The organism is Eubacterium ruminantium (assembly GCF_900167085.1).
GTDB classification, from domain to species: Bacteria; Bacillota; Clostridia; order Lachnospirales; family Lachnospiraceae; genus Eubacterium_Q; species Eubacterium_Q ruminantium.
This window is the reverse complement of the sequence record NZ_FUXA01000005.1, coordinates 64,255-89,648: the sequence shown is the minus strand read 5'-3', so window position 1 is coordinate 89,648 and position 25,394 is coordinate 64,255. Positions and strand designations below refer to the sequence as shown.

At 38.3% G+C, this 25,394-nt stretch carries 21 protein-coding genes and 1 riboswitch; of the genes, 6 read left to right on the top strand and 15 right to left on the bottom strand.

The window, feature by feature from the left end; all coding sequences use genetic code 11:
* Positions 1 to 8 precede the first annotated feature (8 nt).
* The 9 genes from B5D25_RS03225 to metK all read right to left on the bottom strand — a co-directional run bounded on the left by B5D25_RS03225 (position 9) and on the right by metK (position 11,866).
* Positions 9 to 1,607, bottom strand: coding sequence for a hypothetical protein (locus tag B5D25_RS03225; protein ID WP_078786351.1), 1,599 nt, complete (start codon positions 1,605 to 1,607; stop codon positions 9 to 11).
* Between the two features lie 13 nt (positions 1,608 to 1,620).
* Positions 1,621 to 2,874 (bottom strand): hypothetical protein, encoded by a 1,254-nt coding sequence (locus B5D25_RS03220; protein ID WP_078786349.1) that lies wholly within the window; start codon positions 2,872 to 2,874, stop codon positions 1,621 to 1,623.
* Between the two features lie 110 nt (positions 2,875 to 2,984).
* Positions 2,985 to 4,967 (bottom strand): methionine--tRNA ligase, encoded by a 1,983-nt coding sequence (metG, locus tag B5D25_RS03215; protein WP_078786348.1) that lies wholly within the window; start codon positions 4,965 to 4,967, stop codon positions 2,985 to 2,987.
* Between the two features lie 139 nt (positions 4,968 to 5,106).
* Complete coding sequence (locus B5D25_RS03210) at positions 5,107 to 6,411, bottom strand: UDP-N-acetylglucosamine 1-carboxyvinyltransferase (protein WP_078786346.1); 1,305 nt, start codon at positions 6,409 to 6,411, stop codon at positions 5,107 to 5,109.
* A 145-nt stretch (positions 6,412 to 6,556) separates the two neighbouring features.
* Positions 6,557 to 6,973, bottom strand: a complete 417-nt coding sequence (locus B5D25_RS03205; RefSeq protein ID WP_425365073.1) for an aspartate carbamoyltransferase regulatory subunit — start codon at positions 6,971 to 6,973, stop codon at positions 6,557 to 6,559.
* Between the two features lie 11 nt (positions 6,974 to 6,984).
* The gene (gene pyrB / locus B5D25_RS03200; protein WP_078786342.1) at positions 6,985 to 7,899 is read right to left on the bottom strand and encodes an aspartate carbamoyltransferase; all 915 of its coding nucleotides are present in this window, start codon (positions 7,897 to 7,899) and stop codon (positions 6,985 to 6,987) included.
* Between the two features lie 120 nt (positions 7,900 to 8,019).
* Positions 8,020 to 9,417, bottom strand: a complete 1,398-nt coding sequence (locus B5D25_RS03195; protein ID WP_078786706.1) for a sodium-dependent transporter — start codon at positions 9,415 to 9,417, stop codon at positions 8,020 to 8,022.
* An 81-nt stretch (positions 9,418 to 9,498) separates the two neighbouring features.
* On the bottom strand, positions 9,499 to 10,431 hold the full coding sequence (locus B5D25_RS03190) for an ornithine carbamoyltransferase (protein WP_078786340.1): 933 nt from the start codon (positions 10,429 to 10,431) through the stop codon (positions 9,499 to 9,501).
* Between the two features lie 235 nt (positions 10,432 to 10,666).
* Positions 10,667 to 11,866, bottom strand: coding sequence for a methionine adenosyltransferase (gene metK / locus B5D25_RS03185; protein WP_078786339.1), 1,200 nt, complete (start codon positions 11,864 to 11,866; stop codon positions 10,667 to 10,669).
* 228 nt (positions 11,867 to 12,094) lie between these two features.
* Positions 12,095 to 12,199, bottom strand: a riboswitch (SAM riboswitch).
* 140 nt (positions 12,200 to 12,339) lie between these two features.
* Here metK and B5D25_RS03180 point away from each other — a divergent pair.
* Positions 12,340 to 12,756: an HIT family protein gene (locus tag B5D25_RS03180; protein ID WP_078786338.1), complete on the top strand. Its 417-nt coding sequence runs from the start codon at positions 12,340 to 12,342 to the stop codon at positions 12,754 to 12,756.
* A gap of 129 nt (positions 12,757 to 12,885) precedes the next feature.
* On the opposite strand, the gene B5D25_RS03175 is transcribed toward B5D25_RS03180, so the two are convergent.
* Entirely contained in the window at positions 12,886 to 13,389 is a 504-nt protein-coding gene (locus B5D25_RS03175; RefSeq protein ID WP_159444066.1) for a DUF4358 domain-containing protein, read from the bottom strand.
* A gap of 131 nt (positions 13,390 to 13,520) precedes the next feature.
* Positions 13,521 to 14,444, bottom strand: a complete 924-nt coding sequence (locus tag B5D25_RS03170; RefSeq protein WP_090168549.1) for a GDSL-type esterase/lipase family protein — start codon at positions 14,442 to 14,444, stop codon at positions 13,521 to 13,523.
* A gap of 152 nt (positions 14,445 to 14,596) precedes the next feature.
* Between B5D25_RS03170 and B5D25_RS03165 the strand changes: the two genes are divergently transcribed.
* From B5D25_RS03165 to B5D25_RS03150, 5 genes are all read left to right on the top strand, one after another.
* Entirely contained in the window at positions 14,597 to 15,271 is a 675-nt protein-coding gene (locus tag B5D25_RS03165) for a TlpA family protein disulfide reductase (protein ID WP_159444065.1), read from the top strand.
* Between the two features lie 106 nt (positions 15,272 to 15,377).
* Complete coding sequence (locus tag B5D25_RS13010) at positions 15,378 to 15,551, top strand: CD1871A family CXXC motif-containing protein (protein ID WP_176755077.1); 174 nt, start codon at positions 15,378 to 15,380, stop codon at positions 15,549 to 15,551.
* Positions 15,552 to 15,566: 15 nt separating this feature from the next.
* The gene (locus B5D25_RS03160; protein ID WP_078786335.1) at positions 15,567 to 16,418 is read left to right on the top strand and encodes a 4Fe-4S binding protein; all 852 of its coding nucleotides are present in this window, start codon (positions 15,567 to 15,569) and stop codon (positions 16,416 to 16,418) included.
* Between the two features lie 48 nt (positions 16,419 to 16,466).
* Positions 16,467 to 17,474, top strand: a complete 1,008-nt coding sequence (locus B5D25_RS03155; protein ID WP_078786334.1) for an aldose 1-epimerase — start codon at positions 16,467 to 16,469, stop codon at positions 17,472 to 17,474.
* Between the two features lie 173 nt (positions 17,475 to 17,647).
* Complete coding sequence (locus B5D25_RS03150; protein WP_078786333.1) at positions 17,648 to 20,098, top strand: glycoside hydrolase family 94 protein; 2,451 nt, start codon at positions 17,648 to 17,650, stop codon at positions 20,096 to 20,098.
* 80 nt (positions 20,099 to 20,178) lie between these two features.
* Here B5D25_RS03150 and B5D25_RS03145 read toward each other — a convergent pair whose 3' ends face one another.
* The 4 genes from B5D25_RS03145 to B5D25_RS03130 all read right to left on the bottom strand — a co-directional run bounded on the left by B5D25_RS03145 (position 20,179) and on the right by B5D25_RS03130 (position 25,380).
* Positions 20,179 to 22,563 carry an ABC transporter permease gene (locus B5D25_RS03145; RefSeq protein ID WP_078786332.1) on the bottom strand — a complete coding sequence of 795 codons (2,385 nt, stop codon included), beginning with the start codon at positions 22,561 to 22,563 and terminating at the stop codon, positions 20,179 to 20,181.
* A 10-nt stretch (positions 22,564 to 22,573) separates the two neighbouring features.
* On the bottom strand, positions 22,574 to 23,335 hold the full coding sequence (locus tag B5D25_RS03140) for an ABC transporter ATP-binding protein (protein WP_078786331.1): 762 nt from the start codon (positions 23,333 to 23,335) through the stop codon (positions 22,574 to 22,576).
* A gap of 198 nt (positions 23,336 to 23,533) precedes the next feature.
* The gene (locus B5D25_RS03135) at positions 23,534 to 24,697 is read right to left on the bottom strand and encodes a HAMP domain-containing sensor histidine kinase (protein WP_078786329.1); all 1,164 of its coding nucleotides are present in this window, start codon (positions 24,695 to 24,697) and stop codon (positions 23,534 to 23,536) included.
* Entirely contained in the window at positions 24,694 to 25,380 is a 687-nt protein-coding gene (locus tag B5D25_RS03130; protein ID WP_078786327.1) for a response regulator transcription factor, read from the bottom strand. The genes B5D25_RS03135 and B5D25_RS03130 overlap by 4 nt, the downstream gene beginning before the upstream one ends.
* Positions 25,381 to 25,394 lie beyond the last annotated feature (14 nt).

Genomic DNA, 25,394 nt, shown 5'->3' with positions numbered 1-25,394 from the left:
ATTTATCATTATTCTGTGTAATCTGATATTTCTTTTTCGTAATTATCTCCGATTTTTCCTGTTTCAGGAACATAGTTAACGGCATTCACTACTATATCCTGAGCCGCTTTTATAAATTCGTTAGAGTCTGTTGTTTCTTTTCCGTCAACAATATATTTAACAGTTCCGTCTTTAAATACTTCACCGCTTGTATATTTGCTGATTTCAATTTTTTTACCATCAAACTTAAAGAGTAAATACTTCTCTGCTGCCATATAATCGCCTAATTCCTGGTTTATATAAACTCTGGCACAGATTGTATCATCCTTTGTTGTGATAAGCTTTCCTGTAGTTGCTATATATTCAACCTTACCACTCTTATATGCAAATATATGCGAATAGTATTCACCATTAATAATCAATTCAGGTGTACCATTTTTATCAAGATCATAAAGTGAATATGACTTAGGTGTATCAAGGTCAAATAAACCTGCATCTGTTGGTATATAGTCCTTGATAGAATTTCCTTTAGCAAGAGCATCTTTAAGATGCTTCTCATAATTGTTCATAAAAGCTATATAAGACTCAGCCCACTCAGGATTGAATCCGGAAAGAACATCATCATTTACTGCGAAGTGATCTTTAACTTCCTCATATAACTTCTTTGCAGAGTCCTTATCCTTCTTCTCCTTAAACTCTTCGAACTTAGAATTATAATAGATTGTACCTTCTTCTATAGCTCTTTTATATGCATCATCAAGCTTATTCTTTACTTTCTCAACATTTTCAGCAAGAATCTTATCTGCATACTTTGTTGTGCATTCAATATACTGATTAACCGCTTCTACATATTCTTTGTTATCACTAAACTCTTCCATCTTGTCGATATATGCCTGAAGCGTCTGAGCAGTTTCAAGCTCAGACTTAATATCTACAGCAAGATCAGAACCTGATTTTGACTTATAGAAATATCTAGAAACAATATCAGCCTCAATAACTATTCTGTCAATGTTACCATTTCCGGCAAGGTAATTATCGTAATCCTTCTGAAGAATATCATTGAAATATTCTTTTATATATGCCTGATAATTCTGCAGTGCAGTAGGATCAAAATACTCAAGATAGTTAGATATTGTATCAACACCATCTATCTTCTCTTCACCGGTTATGAAATATACATCATGAAGACTGCTTAAAAGAGCATCACTCTTTCTTGAATCAGACGAACTTCCGGAAAGTTCTGTAACTAATTCATCATATATTCTTTTAAGTTCCTTTGTATTAGCTTCTGTGAAGCAGTCGTCAGCCATATTATAGAACCAGCTAACATTTTCAACAGTGAGAAGAAGCTTTTTAAGCTTGTCATAATCACCGTTATTTGCAATATAATTGTTGGTTTCGCTAACTACAACATCTCTGACTTTATCTTTAACCTTAGCTCTGTCGGACTTAGAAAGAGTATCCATTATCTCTTCCGCGCCTACACTGTCTCCGGCCTTAACCTTTTCTATAACCTTATTACCTTTCATCAAAGGAATAAGATAAAAGATGCTGAATAATACCTCTGCTGCTATGAGAACCAGAGAAATGACAGTAATAATGATCCACTTCTTTTTATTCTTAACCATCTCTTCAGTCCTCCTATTCACTTTCTTCTTCAGAATCTACTTCATCATCTGAATCGTCACTATCGTCACCGGTTTCGTCATCAGGTGTTTCCGAATCAGGTGTTTCCGAATCACCGGAATCTTCAGAAGTCTTATCATCTGAACCCTTATCATCTGGAGCTTCACTTGCTACTTTCGCCAGTTCCTTACCGTTATCTTTATAATTCTTGGCATAATCCGAGAAGAAAAGATTAATACAAAGCAGTACGGCAACAGTTATACATCCAAGAATCGCAATGATAAGTGTTATGATTCCGGTAGTTTTTATACCTTTACCACTGCTCTCCTTTAATGGATCCTTAGGTGCTTTAGGAGCTTTCTGTTTCTTTAACTTCTGTGTTGGCTTTCCACCTGTAGGAGGTGTCATCAGGCTACTCTGAGGGAACTGTCCCGGCGGATACTGTCCTTGCGGATACTGTCCCTGTGCACCCTGCTGATTCTGAACACCCGGATACTGCACGATCGGTCCACCTGGATTCTGCATATTGCCGAACTGAGGGAACTGTCCCGGCGCGCCCTGGAAACTTCCGTTCTGATTATTTAAATTCTGATTAAATCCGTTCTGACCAAACTGTGCCGGTCCATTTGGATTATTCTGACCAAACTGAGGTATACCATTCTGATTCATTTCGTTCTGATCAAACTGCATTGGTCCATTTGGTACATTTCCGTTTGGATCACTATTCTGAGCGAACTGTCCGGAAGTACCCTGAGGTCTCTGACCATTCACTCCAACAGCACCTGCAGGCATAGGCTGGTTCTGATTCCGTCCTACAATTCCGACAGGTCTCGGCTGAAAATTAGGAATCTGATTATTCACCGGTATAGGATTTCCAACCTGAGAAGGAATCGCAACCGGTGATACTGTACCTGCCGGCTTTGGAATACTTGTAGGTGTAAATCCATTCGAAGTTAAAGGAGTATTACCCTGACCCTGCTGGCCATTTACGTCCATAGCCCCGTTTCTGTCATTTTCTTCCAACATACCCAACATCTCAGCTGTAAGTATTGTTGTGCCTTCCTCTCCGTCAAGACTTCCGGCAGCTCCATCTGCGGCCGAGGCATTAAGCGCTTCTATAGCATCTGGCGCACTGGCAACATTTCCTGCTGCCTTTGCCATCTCGGCAACCACATCTCCCGTTGTCTCATTCTTTTTCTCTTCGAAGATATTGTCTACAGTCTGATTGATGTCAGCAGCAACATCTGTATCATTAGCTTCCTTACTCATTGTAACCTCCTTATCTTTAATTCCATTATTCCCCCGAATCATGAAAATTAGATATCCATATTATAAACATTGGACTTAATCGGCGGTATTTCTACCTAAATGATAAGTAATTAGCTGATCATTGATCCAGCCGGCATATCCTTGTCAGCTGTAAGAAGTGCAAGATTACCATCAAAATCTTCTGCACATAAAAGCATACCTTCCGATAAAACTCCCGCAAGTTTAGTAGGCTTAAGATTTGTTATTACAACAACCTTACGTCCAACCATATCTTCCGGCTTATAGAACTTCTTGATTCCTGATACTATCTGAAGTGTACGACCTGCAACCTTAACCTGTGAACAGATAAGTTTCTTTGATCCAGGAACTTCTTCACACTTAAGCACTTCTCCCATCTGAAGCTGGAGTTTATCAAAATCATCTATTGAAATAGTTTCTTTAATCGCTGTTTCAACTGAAGGAATCTCTGTTTTTTCAGGAGTTTTTTCCTTTTCAACTACTTCAGGTTCTTCCTCTTTAACAGGGAATTTTTCGTTGATCTCAGCAAGTTTTTTCTCAACATCGATTCTTGCGAAAAGCATCTCAGGCTTTTCAGCAACCTTATTTCCATTTGGATAAAGACCAAATGTACCAAGCTCAGTAACCTTTCTCATTTCTGTATTGAGCTGAGCAAGGATCTTCTCTGAAGTCTCAGGAAGGAATGATGAAAGAAGGGAAGCACCGATTGTGATACCCTCAACAAGATTGTAAAGAACAGTCTTAAGTCTGTCTTCCATATCTCCTTCTTTTGCAAGTGCCCAAGGCATAGTTTCGTCGATATACTTATTGCATCTCTTGAAGAGATTCCAAATTTCTGTGATAGCATCAGCAACACGAAGCTTGTCCATAGCATCATTTACCTTGAGTCTTGTATCAAGGATAAACTTCTTATATTCATCATCCGGATCAATATTGATACCACCATCAGTAACAACACCACCGAAATATTTATTTACCATTGAAACTGTTCTGTGAACAAGATTTCCAAGTGTATTTGCAAGATCCGAATTAACTCTCTCGATAAGGAGCTCCCATGAAACCACACCATCATTATCAAATGGTGTCTCATGAAGAACAAAATATCTTACAGCATCTACACCAAAGAAATCTACCATATCATCAGCATAAAGAACATTTCCCTTAGACTTACTCATCTTACCGCCACTCATATTGAGCCATGGATGACCAAATACCTGCTTTGGAAGCGGAATATCAAGCGCCATAAGCATGATTGGCCAATAAATGGTATGGAATCTAAGGATATCCTTACCGATAAGATGAAGATCTGCAGGCCAGTACTTGTTATAAAGTTCATTATGATTGCCGTCAACATCATAACCAAGTCCTGTGATATAGTTTGAAAGTGCATCTATCCAAACATATACAACATGCTTAGTATCGAAATCTACAGGGATTCCCCACTTAAATGATGTTCTTGAAACGCAAAGATCCTGAAGACCCGGCTTAAGGAATGTGTTAACCATCTCATTTTTACGAGATTCAGGCTGAATGAAATCAGGATGATCCTCGATATACTTAATGAGTCTGTCAGCATATTTACTCATTTTGAAGAAATATGCCTCTTCCTTTGCAGGCTTTACAGGACGTCCGCAATCAGGACAACATCCGTCAACAAGCTGGCTCTCTGTCCAGAAAGACTCACATGGAGTACAGTACAGTCCTTCATATTCACTCTTATAAATATCGCCCTGATCATAGAGCTTCTTAAAGATCTTCTGTATCTGAACTTCATGATACTCATCAGTTGTTCTGATGAATTTGTCATATGAAGTATTCATTATATCCCAAATTCTCTTAATCTCTCCTGACTGTTCATCAACGAACTCCTTTGGAGTAGAGAAATTCTCAAATGCTTTTGTCTCGATCTTCTGGCCATGCTCATCTGTTCCTGTCTGGAATCTTACGTCATAACCTGTAAATCTCTTGTATCTTGCAATACTGTCTGCAAGAACTATCTCATATGTATTGCCTATATGAGGCTTTCCTGATGCATATGCGATCGCTGTTGTAATGTAATAAGTCTTTTTTGCCATTTATTTCCACCTTTCCGCCACTAATGATATGGCCGGCTTTTTTTGCAAATTTATATGTATCTTCAAATAATCCTTCTTATAAAACTAACGCCACCGCCTTTAGGCGATGGCGAATCTTTTTCTGATATCGAATCGGTGATTAGCCAATTTTTAATTTATACTTCTGATAATCTCTTTCTGAATCAATGATCTCAATAACGCCACCAAGATTTCTGATCTTCTCATCGAAGTTCTCATAACCTCTCTTAATAAACTTTATATCATCAATAAGACTGAAACCATCAGCTGCAAGAGCTGCGATAACAAGAGCCGCACCTGCTCTAAGATCCGGAGCTACAAGATTAGCACCAAGGTACTTGTCCACACCATGAATAATAGCTGTATTGCCTTCGACTCTAATGTCAGCACCCATCTTACAAAGTTCCTGAACATATCTGAATCTGTTCTCGAAAATGCTTTCGGTAACTATACTTGTTCCTCTTGAAAGAGCCAGCGTAGCTGCCATCTGTGCCTGCATATCCGTAGGAAATCCCGGATACGGAAGAGTCTTTATCTGTGTTGGCTTAAGTGTACCATCGGCCATAACTCTTACAGAATCATCATATTCTATTACTGTGGCACCCATCTCCATAAGCTTTGAAGATATAGCCTCAAGATGCTTAGGAATAACATTCTTTATAAGAACATTTCCTCTGGTAGCTACTGCCATTGTCATGAATGTTCCTGCTTCAATCTGATCCGGAATGATAGAATATTCCGCACCATGAAGTTTAGCAACACCTCTGACTCTGATAACGTCAGTACCGGCACCTTTTATATTTGCACCCATTGTATTAAGGAAGTTCGCTACATCTACTATATGTGGCTCTTTTGCGGCATTTTCGATAGTTGTCTTGCCTTCTGCAAGAGCAGCTGCAAGCATGATATTGATTGTTGCACCTACCGAAACTGTATCAAGATAAATATGCTTACCAATAAGTTTATCTGCTCTGGCAACAATCTTGCCGCCCTGTACTATCTTCACGTCTGCTCCGAGATTTTCAAATCCCTTGATATGAAGATCGATAGGCCTTGTACCTATATCACATCCACCCGGAAGTGCTACATTAGCATATTTATATTTACCCAGAAGTGCTCCGATCAGATAATATGAAGCTCTGATCTTTCTGATGTTTATACCGTCAACTGACAGAGAATCATCACCGGCGATTCCCTTTCCACATATCGCAACTGTATGTTCATTAATCTGTTCAACAGTTGCACCAATATCCTGGATAGCAGCCAGGAGTGTTCTCGTGTCGCTAACATCCGGCACATTCTCTATAACAACTTTCTCATCAGTCATTATAGCTGCCGCAAGTATGCCTAACGCCGCGTTTTTTGCTCCTGCGATGGTAACCTCTCCCTCTAATGCCTTACCACCTTTTATCGCATACTGTTCCATACCAATAAAGCTCTCACTTTCTTTATTTTTACGCAGACTAAGCCCACGTAACTAACTGATTATACCATATTCTTGTCATTTGTAAAACGAAAATTCATGTTTTTATTAAGATTTTATAAATCCAGTTATGCAAATTATGCACTTTTTACTTATCAGCTTCACAATAAATACATCTGTAAACACGGTTCTTTTCATCAGTAAGATTAAATATATGAGGTATTCCCGGTTCAATTGCGGTAATACATCTAGGATTCTTGCACTTTTTGATATTTACAAGTTTCTTAGGAAGATCAACCTTCTTCTTCTCGATAGTTTCGCCGTTTTTAATGATGCTGACCGTCACATCAGGATCGATATATCCTATGACATCAAGGTCAAGATCCATATTCTGATCAACCTTGATTATGTCCTTTTTACCCATTTTCTTACTTTTAACATTCTGGATCAGAGCAACGCTGCAATCCAGTTTATCAAGCCCCAAATCGTAATATATCTGCATAGCTTTTCCCGCAGTTATATGATCTAAAACGATACCATTATAAATACTGTCTATTTTCATCACTGCCTCCTGTCCTATACAAGCTCGAGCAATTTAAGAATAAGCGCCATTCTGACATATTTCCCGTTCATAACCTGTCTGAAATACGCTGCTCTCGGATCATCATCAACATTTGTTGCAATTTCATTTACTCTCGGAAGCGGATGAAGGATCGTCATATCCGGCTTCGCATCAGAAAGCTTAGCTTTATCAAGAATGTATGTATCTTTAAGTCTTACATAGTCAGCTTCATTGAAGAATCTTTCTCTCTGTACTCTTGTCATGTAAAGGATATCAAGCTTTGAAATATTATCTTCGAGTGAAGTCACTTCCTCATAAGGTATTCCTGCAGGATCAAGCACCTCTTGAAGGATATAACTTGGTATCTTAAGTTCCTTAGGTGAAATGAATACAAATTTGATACCTTTATATCTGGACATTGCCTTTACAAGAGAATGAACCGTTCTTCCGAATTTAAGATCTCCGCATAAACCTATAGTCAAATTATCAAGTCTGCCTTTTTCTCTGAAAATGGTAAGAAGATCAGTAAGTGTCTGTGTCGGATGATTATGTCCTCCGTCACCTGCATTTATGATCGGTACAGGTGAGTACATAGACGCAAGCATTGGAGCACCTTCATTTGGATGTCTCATTGCTATCACATCAGCAAAACAGCCTACAACCCTGACTGTATCCTCTATGCTTTCACCCTTACTTACAGAGGATGATGAAGCAGAAGAAAAACCAAGCACGGAACCACCCAGCTCAAGCATCGCTGCTTCAAAGCTAAGTCGCGTTCTGGTACTTGGTTCATAGAAAAGAGTCGCTATCTTCTTCCCTTTACAAATATCACTGTATTTATCCTTATGATCGATAATATCAAGAGCAAGCATAAGCAATTTATCAAGCTCTTCAACCGATATATCCATAGGGTCAATCAAATGTCTCATATTCGCCTCCATGCGTTTTATACTTTTTTTATTATAAAATCGGATATAACGTATGTCAACCCGAGCTTCTTCCAATCTTATCAAAAGGAGCCCGGGTTGACGCACTGTTTTTATATTTAATTAATCAAATGATATTACACCAAGTGAAATAAGAAGGAGAAGTGTAAGAAGGATCGGTGCAATAACTGTTATCATTGCTGTAAACAATTTCTTCCTTCCGAATTTTTCTCCGTTGATACTAGCTTCATCAATAACTGTCTTAGGTTTAACTACCCATCCTATAAGTATACATGTTCCGATAGCAACTACCGGCATGAAGATATTATTTGCAAGGTAATCAACTACATCGAGAAGCTGCTGACCCTTGGCACCGTTCGGAAGATCAACTTCCATATAGAATATTGATTTTGCTTTATAACCAAAGCAGATGATGATTCCGATTATAAGAGCGATGATCCCTTCCGAAATAACAGCTTTCTTTCTCGAAGTTCCGAACTTATCGATCATTCCCGAAACAACAGCTTCAAGAACCGAGATAGAACTTGTAAGTGCCGCAAAAAGAACCATAAGGAAGAAAAGCGCTCCTACAAACTGGCCAATACCGCCCATTGACTGGAATACTTTAGGAATTACCATAAATACAAGTCCTGCACCACCGGTCATTCCTTCCTTACCCATGAATACATAAACCGCAGGAATTATCATTACACCTGCAAGAAATGCAACTATTGTATCGAATATCTCAATTCTGTTAACAGACTTAATAAGATTATCTTCTTTCTTGAAATAAGAACCGTAAGTTACCATGATACCCATAGCAACACTGATACTGTAGAACAGCTGGCCCATGGCATCCATTATGACTCTGCAATAATCGCTTAATTTAAATCCTTCAACATTCGGAACCACATAATATTTCAAACCTTCAAGACCTGTAACACCTGTCTCTTCATTCTTTATTGTAAGAGAGAAAATAGCGATGCCGACTACGATAACAAGAAGCACCGGCATAAGTATCTTTGATAAAGATTCGATTCCCTTATTTACACCACGATAGATAACAAAGCATGTTGCAAGAAGGAAAATAAAATCAAATGCAATAGCTACCTTCGGATCCGAAATAAATTCAACAAAGTAACCGTCCTGTGCTGCCTTTGTTCCGTTTCCGGTAATGAATACAACTGCATATTTGAGAACCCATCCACCTACTATGCAGTAATATGGTAGGATAAGAAAAGGAACTATTGCCGAGAAAACTCCGAGCCATCCGAATTTCTTATTAAGCTTACCATATGCAGTAAGTGAGCTCTGATTAGTTTTTCTTCCTATTGAAACTTCTGTAATAAGAAGAGTAAATCCGAAAGAAAGCGCCAGTATAAGATACACCACAAGAAAAAGGCCACCACCGTTTTTTGCAGCAAGATTCGGAAATCTCCAAATATTTCCAAGACCTACCGCACTTCCTGCCGCCGCAAGAACGAATCCTATCGAGCCTGAGAATTTGTTACGTTTTTCCATTTCCACATCTCCATTCATATACTAATAGTCCCACCGGAGGTTCCGATGGGACTAAATAAACATACTTATCTTTCGGACTAACTACGAATTAATAAGTGTATACATTACAGCTTTTTCTGCATGGCGACGGTTTTCAGCCTGATCAAGGATATGCTCAAGATTCTTCTGTTCAACACTCTCTGAAATCTCAAAACCTACATGCATTGGCATATCATGGAATACTATAGCCTTACTGTCTTTTGTAAACTCATCATTGATCTGATATGGCATCATCTTGCTTAATGTTTCTTCCTTCTTCTCCTTATATGCAGGATTGTTGAAGAATTCCATATCAACCCATGTATCTGTATAAAGAACATCCATGATATCAGCATATTTCTTTGCTTCTTCCATGCTCATTGTCGGATCAAGCTCTACATAATGACCTGTAGCTTTTGCTTCTTCATAGAAATCAGGTCCGCATGCTGTATCATTTACAAGAGGAGTGAGTCCGTAAAGAGTACCCTTCTTCATCTTTGCAAAGAATTCAACAAGAGAATTAAATACATTATTCTTAGCACCGATATACATAAGCTTAATATCAAGTGTTCCGAACTTCTCAATAACTGTCATCATATCCGCAAGGATCTGACATGGATGATATGAATTATCACAACCGTTGATAAAAGGAACTGTGACATTCTTACCGAACATCTCAACAGTTTCATTCTTTATAAGACGCGCCATGATGATATCAACATTTCTGCAGACATATTTAATCTCTGAAACAGGCTCTCCAAGTACGAAATTCGAATCTTCCCAAAGCTGGTTGAAATAATGTCCGCCAAGCTCTGTAATTCCTGTTGTGAACGATAAAAATGTTCTTGTAGATGTCTTCTCAAATAAAGAATATAATTTCTTACCTTCAAGCGCATGAGCGTACTTATTAGGATCCTTCTTCATATCGATAGCAAGATCAAGTATATCCTGCAGCTCCTGTGCTGTAAAATTCTTGAAATTCAGCATGTTTTTCATATCATCAATCCTCTTTCAATTCTTCCAGGCTCCCCCGCCTATATTAATGATTCAATCGATCATTTGTTACTCAAATAAACAAATACCAATGAAATGTCTGAAAAATCACTGGTATTTGTTTATATTCGCACCTTTTATAAAAATATGCAAGCATTTTTTACGTTTTTTCGTATATATTTTGCATTTTTATGCATATTTTATGTATATTCAATGCATATTTGGTTTAATTGTCATTTTACTGTAACTTTGCAGCTTCTGCAGCAAGCTTATCAGCAAGATCTGTCTTCTCCCAAGGAACTTCGATATCATTTCTTCCGAAATGTCCATAAGCTGCTGTCTGCTTGTAAATAGGACGTCTTAAGTCAAGCATCTTGATGATTCCTGCAGGACGAAGATCGAAATTATTTCTTACAAGCTCAACAAGCTTCTCATCAGAAATCTTACCTGTTCCGAATGTATCAACGAATATTGATGTAGGTCTTGCAACACCGATAGCGTATGAAAGCTGGATCTCACACTTATCAGCAAGGCCTGCAGCTACTATATTCTTAGCAACATATCTTGCAGCATATGCAGCCGAACGGTCAACCTTTGTTGGATCCTTTCCTGAGAAAGCTCCGCCGCCGTGACGAGCATATCCACCATAAGTATCTACTATTATCTTACGTCCTGTAAGACCTGAATCTCCGTGAGGACCACCGATTACGAAACGTCCTGTAGGATTAATGAAATACTTTGTATTTGCATCAACCATTTCCTGAGGAATGATAACATCAAATACATGTTTTCTTATATCTTCATGAATCTGTTCCTGTGTCACTTCCTCGCTGTGCTGTGTTGAAAGAACAACAGCATCGATTCTTGCAGGCTTACCATTCTCATCATATTCAACTGTAACCTGAGTCTTTCCGTCAGGTCTGAGATAAGGAAGTGTTCCGTTCTTACGAACTTCTGTAAGTCTTCTTGAAAGTTTATGAGCAAGTGAAATAGGATATGGCATAAGTTCAGGTGTTTCATTTGCAGCATATCCGAACATCATACCCTGATCTCCGGCGCCGATTGCCTCAATCTCCTCATCGCTCATCTGATTTTCTTTAGCTTCGAGAGCCTTATCAACTCCCATTGCGATATCAGCTGACTGCTCATCGATAGCAACTATAACTCCGCATGTATCACAGTCAAAACCGTATTTAGCTCTGTCGTAACCAATCTCTCTGATCGTGTCACGAACTGTCTTCTGAATATCTACATATGCACCTGTTGTGATTTCTCCCATTACAAGTACAAGTCCTGTTGTAACTGCTGTCTCGCAGGCAACACGGCTATTTGGATCCTGACGAATCATCTCATCAAGTATCGCATCGGAAATCTGATCGCAGATTTTATCCGGATGTCCTTCTGTTACGGACTCAGATGTAAAAAGTCTTCTTTCCATTACATCTACTGATCCATTCCATTTTAACGGAGGATCTTTTCCTTTCTAAAAATTTTTCGAGTAATACTCATCGCACAATAAATGTAAAAACCAATAAAGTTTGATTAATATATCTTTTTTGAAACAGCTCATATAAAATGAACAGTTTCCATATAACAACATAAAACCTATTGCTATAAAAAAACGGCTGTGAGAACACAGCCGGATTTGATACTTATAATACAAACCCTCTTATTGCTCACAATAATCTGTGCTCAGGCTGGCACCTTCGTCATAATGACCGGGTTGCCGTGGCTTCAACGTTCCCTGTAACTCCACCACTCTGAATAAGAGTTATTTTTCAGATGAGACAAAATTACAACATCCACACAATCTTGTCAATAATTTTATTATAATATATAATCTTTTTTAGACTGAATTTATACTCGGCACACGAAAATGTACCGATAAATCACACAGGAGGTATAACTAAAATGATTAAAGACGATTGCATTTTCTGTAAACTTGCAAATGGAATCTTTCCTACAAATACTATATATGAGGACGAAGATTTCAGAGTAATTCTTGATAATTCACCTGCTGCAAAGGGACATTCACTTATAATCCCAAAACAGCATTTCGAAAATATCTACAGCACTGATGATGCTTATCTTGCAAAGCTTCTTCCGGTTGCGAAGAAAGTTGCAAATGCATTAAAGAAGACCTTTAACTGCAACGGAGTAAATATAGTTCAGAATAACGAGCCTGCTGCAGGCCAGACTGTATTCCATCTCCATGTTCATGTAATCCCACGTTATAATGATGACAAAGTCGGCATTACATGGCCACAGCATGAAGTAGATCAGGATGAGCAGAAAAAGCTCGCTGATGAGATTGCAAATAATTTCTAAATAAAAACGGTATGTACCTGATACTTCCGAACTTCGGATATATCATTTACATACCGTTCATTTTAATTTCGTTCTTTTATTATTTTCTCTTCTATTATCTCTTTTTTATTTCTTGATGTACTGCTCTTTTTATTTGATATACTGTCCGATTATTTCTTTAGCCTTGGCACTGTCTCCGGAAACAACAAGTACAACATACTTTCCACCGGAAATAATAACCGCACCATCAAGTTTTGGAACTTCATTTGCATTGTAGCTCTGGAATGATTCCTTCTGATCTGCAACTCTTGTCTCGAAAGCTTTCTTCACATCTGCTACATAAGATTCATCATTAACTTTGATAACTGCGATGTCCTCTGCTGTAGCATTTGAATTTGAATAAAATGCAGCTGAATCGATCTTATTCTCATCAAGCTCATAAAGTCTGTTTATCGCAACTCCGTTTTCAATAACACTTAAATCTGTAAAAGTGATCTCACTCTTGATCTTATCTGCAAGTTCCTGAACCGCAAAATCTGTCTGCTGTTCTTCAGTAACTGCGCTGGTATTCTCTTTTTTGTTCTCTTTACCGCAAGCAGATAAACCTGCCATGCATAAAGCAAATGTAAGTACAAGTATCGCTTTCTTTCTCATATATTCATCCCTCATATTCCGGTTAATCATTTATCAAATCTCGATTTTCAAAAAAATCGTACAGCGAAAATCATAGCATTAATTAAAAATTATGTAAACAGTAAATCCCTGTGTTTCAGAAAAAATTAATTTTATCTTCGTCTCTCTACAACAGCACTCTTTATATAATTCATAATGACTCTGTATCCTTCAGGAGTATAGTGAAGCCCGTCCGAAATATACTCTTCCTTCGCCGTACCGTTTTCATCTGTCATAAGCGATGCGATATCAAGATAAATAAGGTCTTTTGACTCTTTACACATTTCCTTGATTTTCTTATTATACAAGACTGCTCTTTCATTTGAGAAATTCGGATTATTGTCCGAAAATCTCTCGCCCATCGGAAGAACATTTTCAATATAAACAGTGGCTGTCGGATGATATTCCTTAATGGTATCTATAACGACCTTAAGTTCTTCTATAAACTTATCCGGATCTCCGTATCCCAGTTCATTTGTGCCGTAACCAACATAATAAATATCATAATCCACATTGGAAATGATATCCAAAATGTTCATCATATTCTCGCCATCTATAGTATAGGCTCTTTCTATGCACGCCGCTGCAGCAGTACTTCCGACTTTATAAAATCCATGCCATTCCGGAATTACTGAATATTCAAGAAGGCCCATGGTCCTTGAGTCGCCCAGGAAGCATACTTTTTCAAAGTAACTGTCCGGAACATCTTCGCATAATGCTCTGTAAATGTCCGTGTTGTACCAGCTGTCATAAAGATTTTTCTCGACATATTCACGTTCTTCATCTCTGTCCGCTTTTCCTATATCTTCAGACCAGCCGAAATCAGTAACACTGCCCGGTTCACCTGTATCCTCTGAATAAGCTTCTTCCGTGGTCGATTTTTCTTCCTCGTCGGCACTCTTACCATTTAGTTCAAGCAGCATTTTTATGAATAAACATGTCAGCACAGAAACACTTATCATAGCTACGATAAGTACGACTGTCAGCTTATCTATTTTATTTTTCCTTTTGCGTTTACCCTTTCCAGACTTCTGCATATCTCCACCAACGACTTATTTTTTCCAATCGTCGCTCATTATACATTCATTTTTCTTCATTTGCAAATAATCACCGTTATGTCTTTTCTTGACACTGTTTTTCTATTACCTTATTCTATATTTATACACATTTTTACATGAAAGGAATTCTTATGAATAAAAGAAAAATAGTTTTAATATATTGCGCTGTAGCGCTTATAGCAGTAGCCGTTGCAGTATACTTTATAGAAAAAAATAATGATAAAGCCGCTGCAAACAGCACTTCTTCCACAGAAGGATCACTTGATTCATCGGTAGATTCAAGCGAATCAAATGACACAATTTCATCAGAAGCCTCTACCGAAAACGGTAATCTTTCAACCGAGGAGGCAACAGAAATCTATAAAATAAAAGTTCTTTCTGAAGGTGATAAAGCTCCTGACTTTACAGCAGAGCTTGTAAGCGGAGAAACATTCAAACTTTCAGACCACTCAGATGAAGTTGTACTTATCAACTTCTGGGCCACATGGTGCGGTCCATGCGTCAATGAAATGCCTGCATTTGAGTCTCTGAAAAATGATAACATCGACGGCTTTACACTTGTTTGTATTAACTGTAATGAAGATAAGTCAACAGTCGATCAGTATGTAAAAGAATGCGGTTATACATACAATATTGCTTATGATACAGATAACTCCATCGGACAATACTATCCGACCGACGGAATCCCTTATACACTTATTATTAATAAGGGCATTGTTTCTAAAACCTTCCTTGGCGCAGACAACGCCGAACATATGTATAAAGAATATAAAAGTGCTGTAGAAGAAGCACTTTCATCCAAATAAAAAATATTAAATACAGCAATTCATCTGCCGCCTAAACCGGCGATGAATTATCATCAAATAAAATCTGATCAACCACCGTTTTTCTGTCCGTAAAAGGAGTGATTATATGCAGCAGGATAATAACTTAAAAGAAGAAAAAAATATAATCATAAATATTATTCGCATAATTCTTTTTATCACCGCTGTCACTCTTATTATCGTCGGACTGGAAAACGGTGGTTTTCGTGATGTGATGAATAAAGCTATACGTATATGTTTCGAATGTATAGGCATAGGCTAAACGAGGTGGAGACTTATGAAGATTAAGAAGCGTAGATATACTCAGCTGATAACGGCTGTTTTATATAACTGCAATATCAAAGGCTTCATGGACGGAACCATTTATAAAGGCTCCTTCAAAGGAATATGCACACCGGGACTTAACTGTTATTCCTGTTCCGGTGCTATCGCATCCTGTCCCCTCGGCAGTCTTCAATCAGGCCTTCTTTCATCCAAATATAAGGTTCCTTATTACATTCTCGGAACCCTGCTTTTCTTCGGGCTTATACTCGGCAGATTTATCTGCGGCTTCCTGTGTCCCTTCGGCCTGATTCAGGACCTTCTGTATAAGATTCCATTTCCAAAGATCAAAAAGAACAAGTTCACACGTATACTGTCATATCTGAAGTACGTTATACTATTCGGACTTGTTATCATAATCCCATTGGTAAAACTTGTTCCGGGCTTCTGCAAATATGTATGCCCTGCAGGAACACTCGAAGCCGGCATACCGCTTGTTTCGCAAAATGAGTCTTTGCAGCGTCTCACCGGATTTTTATTTACATGGAAGATCTTTATCCTCGCAGTGATCCTGCTTATATGCATGTTCTGTTACAGGTCTTTCTGCAGATTCGTATGCCCCCTCGGAGCAACATATTCATTCTTTGCTCCCGTTTCTTTAGTAAAAATTAAAGTGGACCGGAAAAAATGTATTCACTGCGACAAATGTATCGTCACCTGTCTTATGGACACCAAAAAAGTTGGAGATCATGAATGTATCCACTGCGGCGAATGCATCCATCACTGCCCTGTTGATGCCATCAGTTTTTCGGTTCGACGCCCGGGTAGAAGGAATACAACTTCAAAAATACCCGCATGCAAAAAATAAAAATGCAAATAAATATTTAATTATATATTTTATTAAGGAGAATAACTTATGAGTATTTCAGCTGAAAAGAAAAAATTCCACGGAAAGGATATCGTTGAATTAACCTGCGGAAGATATACCGCCACTATCGCTGCATTTAACGGAAGTAATATCATGCGTATGCAGGACACAGAAAACGGTATTGACTTCTTCAGAAACGATCCTTCATTTAATGCCGATGATTATAAAAGCCATGCGGAGATATACGGCTTCCCAACTTTATATCTTCCTAATCGACTTTCAAACGGAACCCTAAAAGTTTCCGACTATATTTATCAGTTCCCATGTAACGACCCTCTCGGAAATCATATCCACGGTTTCCTTCATCTTAGAGAGCATACTGTTACAGCTGCAGAAACAACTGATTCAGCCGCTATTTGCAAAACAGAATATGTATATGATGAAAATGATCCTTTCTTTGAGACATTTCCTGTCAGCTTCAAAGCAGAATTCATTTTCACATTAAGTGATGAAGGTATGTCATACAGTTTCACAATGACCAATCTTTCGGACAGATTTCTTCCATACGGCGTATGTAATCATACTGCCATGAAGGGACCTTTCACAGAAAACGGACGCACCGAAGATGTACGCCTTTATGTACCTATCGGAGATAAAGTAATCTTGAATTCCAAATGCATTCCTGACGGAACATTTAAAAAGCATGACGATTATGACAAAGCATACCTTGAGGGTACAGTGGTTCCTGTAGGACATGACATTGATAATGATATGTATTTTATGGCAGACGGAAATGTGGACGGTAAACCTTTCTACGGAATAGTTGCCAAAGATACAGCCTCAAATAAAGAAATCCGTTACGAAGTATGCAGAGACTTTAAATACTGGGTCATCTGGAACGATCATGGTGACAAAGGATACTTCTGCCCTGAACCGATGAGCTGGATCATAGACGCTCCAAACCTTGATATGGACCCTGAAGTTTCAGGATATACAGAGCTTGCTCCGGGCGAATCAAAAACAGTGACAGAAAAGATTTATTCGGTCATTTCATAATGCGTATTTAGTTACATTTTAATTGTTTTTTAGGCTTATTTATTATATAATGTAGAGTGATTATGCGGAACTCCATAAAGTAAATGTATTTCAAGTGAATATCTAAAAAGAGGGGTTCTTTAGATAAGCAATAATTTACTAATCAATCTAAAGAAAGGCAGGTATTACAATCAATGAAATTCGGTTATTTTGATGATGCACAGAAAGAATATGTCATCACCTCTCCGAGAACACCATACCCATGGATCAACTATCTTGGAACAGAGAGCTTCTTCTCTCTTATCTCCAACACAGCAGGAGGTTACCATTTCTACAAAGACGCTCGTCTTAGACGAATCACACGTTATCGTTATAACAATGTTCCCGTAGATCTCGGAGGACGTTATTTCTACATAAATGATGACGGAACAGTTTGGAATCCGGGATGGTCTCCGGTCAAAACCGAGCTTGATTTTTATCAGTGCCGTCACGGTATGGGATATACTATCATAACAGGTAAGAAAAACGATCTTAAGGCTGAAGTTACTTTCCTCGTTCCACAGGGATACAACGGAGAGATTCAGAAAATAGTTCTCAAGAATGAAGGAACAACAAGAAAGTCATTTACACTCTTCTCATTCCTCGAGTGGTGTCTCTGGAATGCTGAAGATGATGAGCATAACTTCCAGAGAAACTTCAACACAGGTGAAGTAGAAGTTGAAGGTTCTACTCTTTTCCACAAGACAGAGTATAAGGAACGTCGTGATCATTTTGCATTCTATACAGTTAATACAGACATTAATGGTTATGACTGTGACAGAGAATCATTCATGGGTCTCTACAACGGTTTTGATAAGCCTGATGTAGTATTTAACAATGAGTCAAAGAATTCAAAAGCAGACGGATGGTCTCCAATTGCTTCTCATTCTATCAAGATCGATCTTATGCCTGGCGCAGAGAAAGAACTCGTATTCATTCTCGGTTATGTTGAGAATGGTGCAGATAAATGGAATTCCGACGGATCAATGAATAAGTCTAAGGCTTATGAAATGATCAAACAGTTCGATACAGTTGAAAAGGTTGATGCTGCATTTGAAGCAAACAAAGAAATGTGGGATGACCTTCTCAGTAAATATAATGTTAAAACACCTGATAAAAAGGTTGACCGTATGGTTAATATCTGGAATCAGTATCAGTGTATGGTTACATTCAACATGTCACGTTCAGCTTCTTACTTCGAGTCAGGAATCGGACGTGGAATGGGCTTCCGTGATTCTAATCAGGATCTTCTTGGATTTGTTCATCAGATTCCTGAAAGAGCACGTGAAAGAATCCTTGACCTTGCTGCAACACAGTTTGAAGATGGTGGTTGCTTCCATCAGTATCAGCCTCTTACAAAGAAGGGTAATGATACTCTCGGAGGAAACTTCTCAGACGATCCACTTTGGATGATCCTTTCAACAGCAGCTTACATCAAGGAAACAGGTGATTATTCAATCCTTGACGAAAGCGTACCTTACAAGAATGACGAATCAAAGGCTCAGTCAATGATGCATCATTTACATCAGTCATTCTACAAGGTAGCAGGAAGTGTTGGTCCTCACGGACTTCCACTTTCAATGAGAGCTGACTGGAACGACTGTCTCAACCTTTCATGCTGGTCAGATACTCCAGGTGAAAGCTTCCAGACATATACATCACCTAAGTATGGTGATAAGGGATTCTCAGATGTAGCAGAGTCTGTATTCGTTGCAACTCTCTTCACATATGCAGGTCCTGAATATGTTGCACTTTGCAAATATAAGGGCGACGAAGCTGAAGCTGCTAAGGCACAGGCTGAAATCGACAAGATGAAGAAAAATATCGTTGATGCAGGATGGGACGGAGAATGGTTCCTCAGAGCATATGACGATCTCGGAAGAAAAGTTGGTTCTAAGGAAAATGAAGAAGGTAAGATCTTCATCGAGCCACAGGGATTCGGTATCATGTCTGATATCGGTAAAGAAGAAGGATTTGCAGAAAAGGTTCTTAACGCAGTTGAAGAGCGTCTTGGATGCAAGTATGGTCTTGTTCTTAATAATCCTGCATTTACAAAGTATTATATTGAATATGGTGAAATCTCAACATATCCTGCAGGATATAAGGAAAATGCCGGTGTATTCTGTCATAACAATGCATGGATGATCGCAGCTGCAGCTTATGCAGGTAAGGGTGATCTTGCATATGATTGGTACTCACGTATTGCTCCTGCTTTCAATGAAGAGATTTCAGATCTTCATAGAACAGAGCCTTATGTATATGCTCAGATGATTGCCGGTAAGGATGCAGGTCGTATGGGTGAAGCTAAGAACTCATGGCTTACAGGTACTGCTGCATGGAACTTTGTAGCTATCAGCCAGTATATCCTTGGTATCTCAGCTGATTGGAACGGTCTTAAGGTTGATCCATCTATCCCTGCTGCATGGGATGGCTTCGCAGCTGTTCGTCAGTTCCGTGGCGACATCTATGAGATCACTGTTAAGAATCCTAACCACGTATGTAAGGGTGTTAAGTCACTCATCGTAGACGGAAAGGAAATCGAAGGAAATGTTATCCCTGCTATCAGCGATGGCGGAGTACATAAAGTAGATGTAATCCTTGGTTAATTATATTTCTTGATATATTAAAAGAATCCATGACATATGTTATGGATTCTTTTTTTACTATGTATATTAATTTTTTAAATTTACTCTGTTATGAGATTTCTGACATCAACCTTTTTCGTTTTTCCTGCAACTACATATGCAAATATAAAATAGCAAAGAGCTACGGATATTATCGGGAGAAATACGGTTATAAATCTATAATCAATAACAAAGTTGGCAATGCCCATACTTCTCAAAATATACGAAAGCATCTTTCCGGAAAACAAAATGCTTAATGTTGTACCTATTATTATTCCGAAGAATGCAACGATAAGAAATCTTACTGCAAATTGAAGTCTCAGATTTCCTGAAGTAAATCCCAGAGCCTTATAGATTCCTATATCTATCTTCTCTCTGACAAATGTCTTAGAACATATCATGGATACAACAACAAGTGCAAAGATCACTGAAATAATATATATAACAGCTTTGATCGAATAAGCTATCGTAGTTATCATTTTTGATCCCGAATCATTTCCAAGATAAAGAGTAAAACCAATGTCAGGTGATATTTCCGACTGAATCTTCGCTTTTATCTCTTCCGCTTTTTTCGGATTGGCAAGCTTATAACCAACTGCCCTTACAACGTAATCATCTATAAAAAAGCCTGCCCCTTCACTATTCATACCGAAAAATCTGCCTGCATCAGCAATACCAGTAATAAATCCGCTTATTATAAATTCTTTCTTCCTTCCTCTGTAGGCTACTTCCACTTTATCACCGATATGATAACCCATATCTTCTGCATAAATCTGACTTACTACCACCTCATTTTCATATTTCGGGAAACGTCCCTTTGTAACTGTAAATACTTCTTCATCTTCAGCGAATGTACATAACAACTTTTCTCCGTTAAACAACATATACGAGGATGTATAGCCATACCTTTCTTCTATTTCCGTATATTGTCCGATAATATTCTCTATTTGATCATACGTATCACGAACATATTGGGTATATTCCGGACTAAATTCATCGAAAGGTAAATCAACACCAAAATTCTCCAAAGTCGCACCCATGGCTTTCTGCGCACTTTCTGATGAAACCGCATCAGTCATCCCCGTCATAGTCATAAGGAAAAATGTAAGCACGGATGCTATCATGATCGAAGCAATATATCTTTTTATACTTGAGGTAAACTGTCTAAAGGCAAGACTTGGTGAAAGCATCTTACTGCTTATAGAAGCCGTCAGCCTGCTCTCAAAAAACACCTCACACTTTCCGCCTGAAATAGCTCGTATAGGCGATATCTTACTTACTTTAGAAGATATTAACAGAACACACAATCCGGAAACAAGCATAATACCGAGAAGTATCAAAAGGGTGAATCCGATTGCAACACCACCTACTATCTTGATCCCAACCACAGATTCAAAGGCCCTCGGCAGATATATGATAATCGGAACAGATAAAAGCATCCCTGCTATCGTTCCAATTATTTCAGCCAACATATATTGTCCAAGAAATACAAGCTTTAATTTTTTGCTATCAAAGCCCTGGGCTTTCAGTATTCCGAGGTCTGTATAATTCATTTCTATACTTGAAGAAATGCTATTCGACATCACAACAAAAACTATGACCACAAGAATGATCACAAATGACAGAAATATATTAAGAATTACATCCGGCATGAGTCCGTGATAATATAAGCTATCAGACCTGGTCAAAAGGCCTTGAGCATAACTTTCTATATCTGATGTTTTATTCAGTTCCTGAGCAAATCTATTGTCCGAAAGCTTACAGTCTTCAGCTTTTGTTATATAGACTATTTTATAAATATAATAACTTAAAGTCGGATCTTCAGCTATTTCCTTCTTTCTGCCTTCTAAAATCTCTTCAAAATCTTCCTTGCTTATAAAAGGAACTTTAAGCGGCATAAATGAACTTCCGCTGACCGGTTCCTCCACAAATCCTTTAATTATAAAATCATATGAAGCCCCTTCAAATTTAACGGTCATAGTATCTCCAACTTCGAGATTATAATAACTCTTCATAACCCTCGGAAGATAAACCTCTCCTTTTGATAATACAGGAACTTCCTTGATGATTTCCGAATAATCCTTATTAAATATACCATCGACAGTTTCATTTTGAGCCACAATACGTATACCGAATGTATTCTTTTCTCCGTTTGAAAATGTAACTTCATCAGGACAAATGGCATCACAATAAAAAACATCTCCTACAAGCGGATCATTAGAAAGATTCGTCATCATTTCTTCCGTAACAAAATCTCCACGGATATTTAAAGTAAGATTTGCATTATATTTTCTGTCATATGTACTTTCAATTGATTTAGATAAATTCCTCTTAAGACTGACTATGGTGGAAACAGAAAGAGAAATGATCATCATAAGCATTATTATACTTTTAAATGACCCCTTCTTGTGACGGATATTCGATCTGATAAGTGTAATGATCTCCATAGGCCACCTCCTACCAAGACATAGAGGAAAGCCATGAATTCACCTGAGTTTCCCTGCTTTTCTCATCTTCTTTATTATAAGGAGGAAGTGTCATTTCCCCTATAATCTTTCCGTCTTCAATATAAAGAATCCTAGTTGCCCTAAGAGCCGCGCGAATATCATGGGTGACCATAAGAATACTCTGTCCTTCGCGGTTACATTCCGTGAGAAGATCCAGGACTTCCACTGTATTCTTACGATTAAGAGCCCCTGTCGGTTCATCAGCAAAAACAAGAGCAGGTTTATTTATAAGAGCTCTTGCAATGGCGCACCTTTGCTGCTCTCCACCCGAACACTGCGACGGAAGGTGAGTCTTAATGTTGGATATATTCATTTTCTCAAGAAGACTGTCAGCAAATGAATTAATCTCAGCAACCGAACGACTCTTATCCAAATATCCTGGAACTGCAACATTTTCAAATAATGTAAGATTACTTACAAGATGGATCTGCTGAAATACAAACCCAAACGCAGTAGAACGAAGCCTTGCCAGCTTCTTCTCACTCATCTTTACAATATTATCACCTTCATAAATCACTTCGCCCGAAGTTGGCCTATCCATACCGCTAAGGGCATAGAGCATCGTAGACTTCCCTGAACCGGAAGCCCCCATGATAACAGTCAGATCCCCTTCGTAAATATCAACATCAGCATTTGATATAACATGAATCTGCCCGCCGTTATGTGCAAAACTTTTACATAGTCCTTTTGCCGAAAGAACCTTATTTTTCATTTCGAATTTCTCCTTTTATGATCATATTCCATGTTTAATGTTCCGGATCCATGTTTCTCATTCCGTATCCCGGTCCTATATCCCGGTATTACATTTTGTTCCGCATCCCGGTCCTATATCCCGGTTCCGCGTTTTTTATTCCATGCTCCGGTTTCATGTTTATGACCATAGTGTAATCAAATTCTTATTAAGAAGTATTTAAGAGAAATCATTTTCCGACTTTTTTATCGGAAGTGTGACTATAACTTCAAGTCCGCCTTCTCCGGAAGTATGATTTATTAATTCCAGATTTCCTTCGGACTTTTCAGCAATATACTTTACTATATAGAGTCCGAGCCCCGAACCGTTTTCTTTCCCTACGTTCTTTCCTCGGTAGAATTTATCCGTAATAAAAGGCATATCTTCATCAGGTATTCCTTTTCCGTAATCCCTAAAATGTATCGCAACTTCGTCACTTTTCCGGGTAATCGAAACCTTCATATCCGTCTTTGCATATTTACGGGAATTGTTGATCAGATTTTCCATTATCTGATTGATTCTCTTTTTATCCGCATATACAACAGGCGATAAATCTGTCTTTTCAAATATCACATCACCGTATTCTGCCGATATTTCATTTATAGACTGCTGAAGGAAAGGAACCAGTGAAAATTCCTCCGGCTTCATTTGAAGCATATTAAGATCTGAAATGGAGTGAAGCACCAGATCATTTGTAAGTGCCGTAACCTCATCGCACTTTTTCATCATAACAGAAAGATATCTGCTCCTTCGTTCCGGAGATTTATCAAGATTCGCCTCAAGCCCTTCCGCATAAGCACGAATAGATGCGATTGGTGTTTTTATATCATGAGAAAGAGTCGCTATTACCGTCTTATTATTCTCAATCGCCTCAACTTCAGCCTTCCTTGAGCGGGTTATCTCTTTACGCATACTGTCAAAAGCCCATGTATAAGCACCAAAATAATTGGATCTGTCATAATTAAGCGGAACATCAAAATTTCCCTTAGCTATTTCAGATGCATATGCATTCATCTTTTCAAAAGGTCGAAGTATACTGAAATAAATATAGATAAAAACAAGTATTATAAATAAAATAGCAACGGCACAGATGATAATTTCATTATTTGCAGATGATTCCTTCGTCTTATTTACCCGAAGTTTATCTGCATATTCCTCTATCTTCCGCTTCGCTTCATCATAATTTTCACGGCTCATTAATACAGAAATTTCATTCATATCAACAAGCTGTTCACTCCTTTTCTCACCCTGACCCTTTTTATCATTATTAAAGATCAGCAAGCCCGTTACAGCAGCAAGAAGCAGTGAAAATAAAATAATAATCTTTAATACTCTTCTTTTCATATATCTGCCTCCAGAATATATCCGACTTTATAAACCGTTTTAATGAACTTTGGTTCTGCCGGATCATCCTCCAGCTTCTCCCGAAGCCATCTTATATGCACAGCAAGTGTCTTGGGCTCAACCTCCGAAAATGCGCCCCATACTTCGCTAAGCAGCTTATCCTTTGTAATTGCTATATTGGGATGTGTACATAGATATGCGAGGAGATCAAATTCTCGCAGTGAAAGATTTACCGGAATCTTACCTTTTGTCACCGAACGTGCCCCGGTATCAACAGTAATATCCCCGAAGGATACGGTCTTATCATTCTCACTGAATCCATAAGTACGACGTATCAATGCATTTATATGCGACAATAATTCCTTCATGGAAAATGGTTTTGGAATATAATCGTCCCCACCTATATCAAGACCGGTAATACGATCTGTCTCACTGGTACGGGCACTTGCGAATATAACAGGGACATCAGAAACTCTTCTAAGCTCACGGCACACTTCAAATCCAACGGCATCCGGAAGATTAATATCAATAATAATAAGATGAAAACTTCTTTGTGCCAGTAAACTAAAAGCCTCTTCACTACTTCCGACATGAGTAGCTCCGAATCCTTTATCCGTAAGCATATCCATTATGATCATTGCAAAATCTTCATCATCATCAATTATCAGAATTTCTCTCTTCATATAATTTCCCCTGC

What these genes read in the sequence shown, in the direction of transcription:
- B5D25_RS03165 (WP_159444065.1), top strand. Translation starts at nt 14,597, where the DNA reads ATGAATAAAAGAAAAATAGTTTTAATATATTGCGCTGTAGCGCTTATA.
- B5D25_RS03210 (WP_078786346.1), bottom strand. Translation starts at nt 6,411, where the DNA reads ATGGAACAGTATGCGATAAAAGGTGGTAAGGCATTAGAGGGAGAGGTT.
- B5D25_RS03155 (WP_078786334.1), top strand. Translation starts at nt 16,467, where the DNA reads ATGAGTATTTCAGCTGAAAAGAAAAAATTCCACGGAAAGGATATCGTT.
- B5D25_RS03175 (WP_159444066.1), bottom strand. Translation starts at nt 13,389, where the DNA reads ATGAGAAAGAAAGCGATACTTGTACTTACATTTGCTTTATGCATGGCA.
- B5D25_RS03190 (WP_078786340.1), bottom strand. Translation starts at nt 10,431, where the DNA reads ATGAAAAACATGCTGAATTTCAAGAATTTTACAGCACAGGAGCTGCAG.
- B5D25_RS03150 (WP_078786333.1), top strand. Translation starts at nt 17,648, where the DNA reads ATGAAATTCGGTTATTTTGATGATGCACAGAAAGAATATGTCATCACC.
- B5D25_RS03195 (WP_078786706.1), bottom strand. Translation starts at nt 9,417, where the DNA reads ATGGAAAAACGTAACAAATTCTCAGGCTCGATAGGATTCGTTCTTGCG.
- B5D25_RS03225 (WP_078786351.1), bottom strand. Translation starts at nt 1,607, where the DNA reads ATGGTTAAGAATAAAAAGAAGTGGATCATTATTACTGTCATTTCTCTG.
- B5D25_RS03170 (WP_090168549.1), bottom strand. Translation starts at nt 14,444, where the DNA reads ATGCAGAAGTCTGGAAAGGGTAAACGCAAAAGGAAAAATAAAATAGAT.
- B5D25_RS03135 (WP_078786329.1), bottom strand. Translation starts at nt 24,697, where the DNA reads ATGAAAAGAAGAGTATTAAAGATTATTATTTTATTTTCACTGCTTCTT.
- B5D25_RS03220 (WP_078786349.1), bottom strand. Translation starts at nt 2,874, where the DNA reads ATGAGTAAGGAAGCTAATGATACAGATGTTGCTGCTGACATCAATCAG.
- B5D25_RS03140 (WP_078786331.1), bottom strand. Translation starts at nt 23,335, where the DNA reads ATGAAAAATAAGGTTCTTTCGGCAAAAGGACTATGTAAAAGTTTTGCA.
- B5D25_RS13010 (WP_176755077.1), top strand. Translation starts at nt 15,378, where the DNA reads ATGCAGCAGGATAATAACTTAAAAGAAGAAAAAAATATAATCATAAAT.
- metK (WP_078786339.1), bottom strand. Translation starts at nt 11,866, where the DNA reads ATGGAAAGAAGACTTTTTACATCTGAGTCCGTAACAGAAGGACATCCG.
- B5D25_RS03145 (WP_078786332.1), bottom strand. Translation starts at nt 22,563, where the DNA reads ATGGAGATCATTACACTTATCAGATCGAATATCCGTCACAAGAAGGGG.
- B5D25_RS03130 (WP_078786327.1), bottom strand. Translation starts at nt 25,380, where the DNA reads ATGAAGAGAGAAATTCTGATAATTGATGATGATGAAGATTTTGCAATG.
- B5D25_RS03160 (WP_078786335.1), top strand. Translation starts at nt 15,567, where the DNA reads ATGAAGATTAAGAAGCGTAGATATACTCAGCTGATAACGGCTGTTTTA.
- metG (WP_078786348.1), bottom strand. Translation starts at nt 4,967, where the DNA reads ATGGCAAAAAAGACTTATTACATTACAACAGCGATCGCATATGCATCA.
- B5D25_RS03180 (WP_078786338.1), top strand. Translation starts at nt 12,340, where the DNA reads ATGATTAAAGACGATTGCATTTTCTGTAAACTTGCAAATGGAATCTTT.
- pyrB (WP_078786342.1), bottom strand. Translation starts at nt 7,899, where the DNA reads ATGAGACATTTGATTGACCCTATGGATATATCGGTTGAAGAGCTTGAT.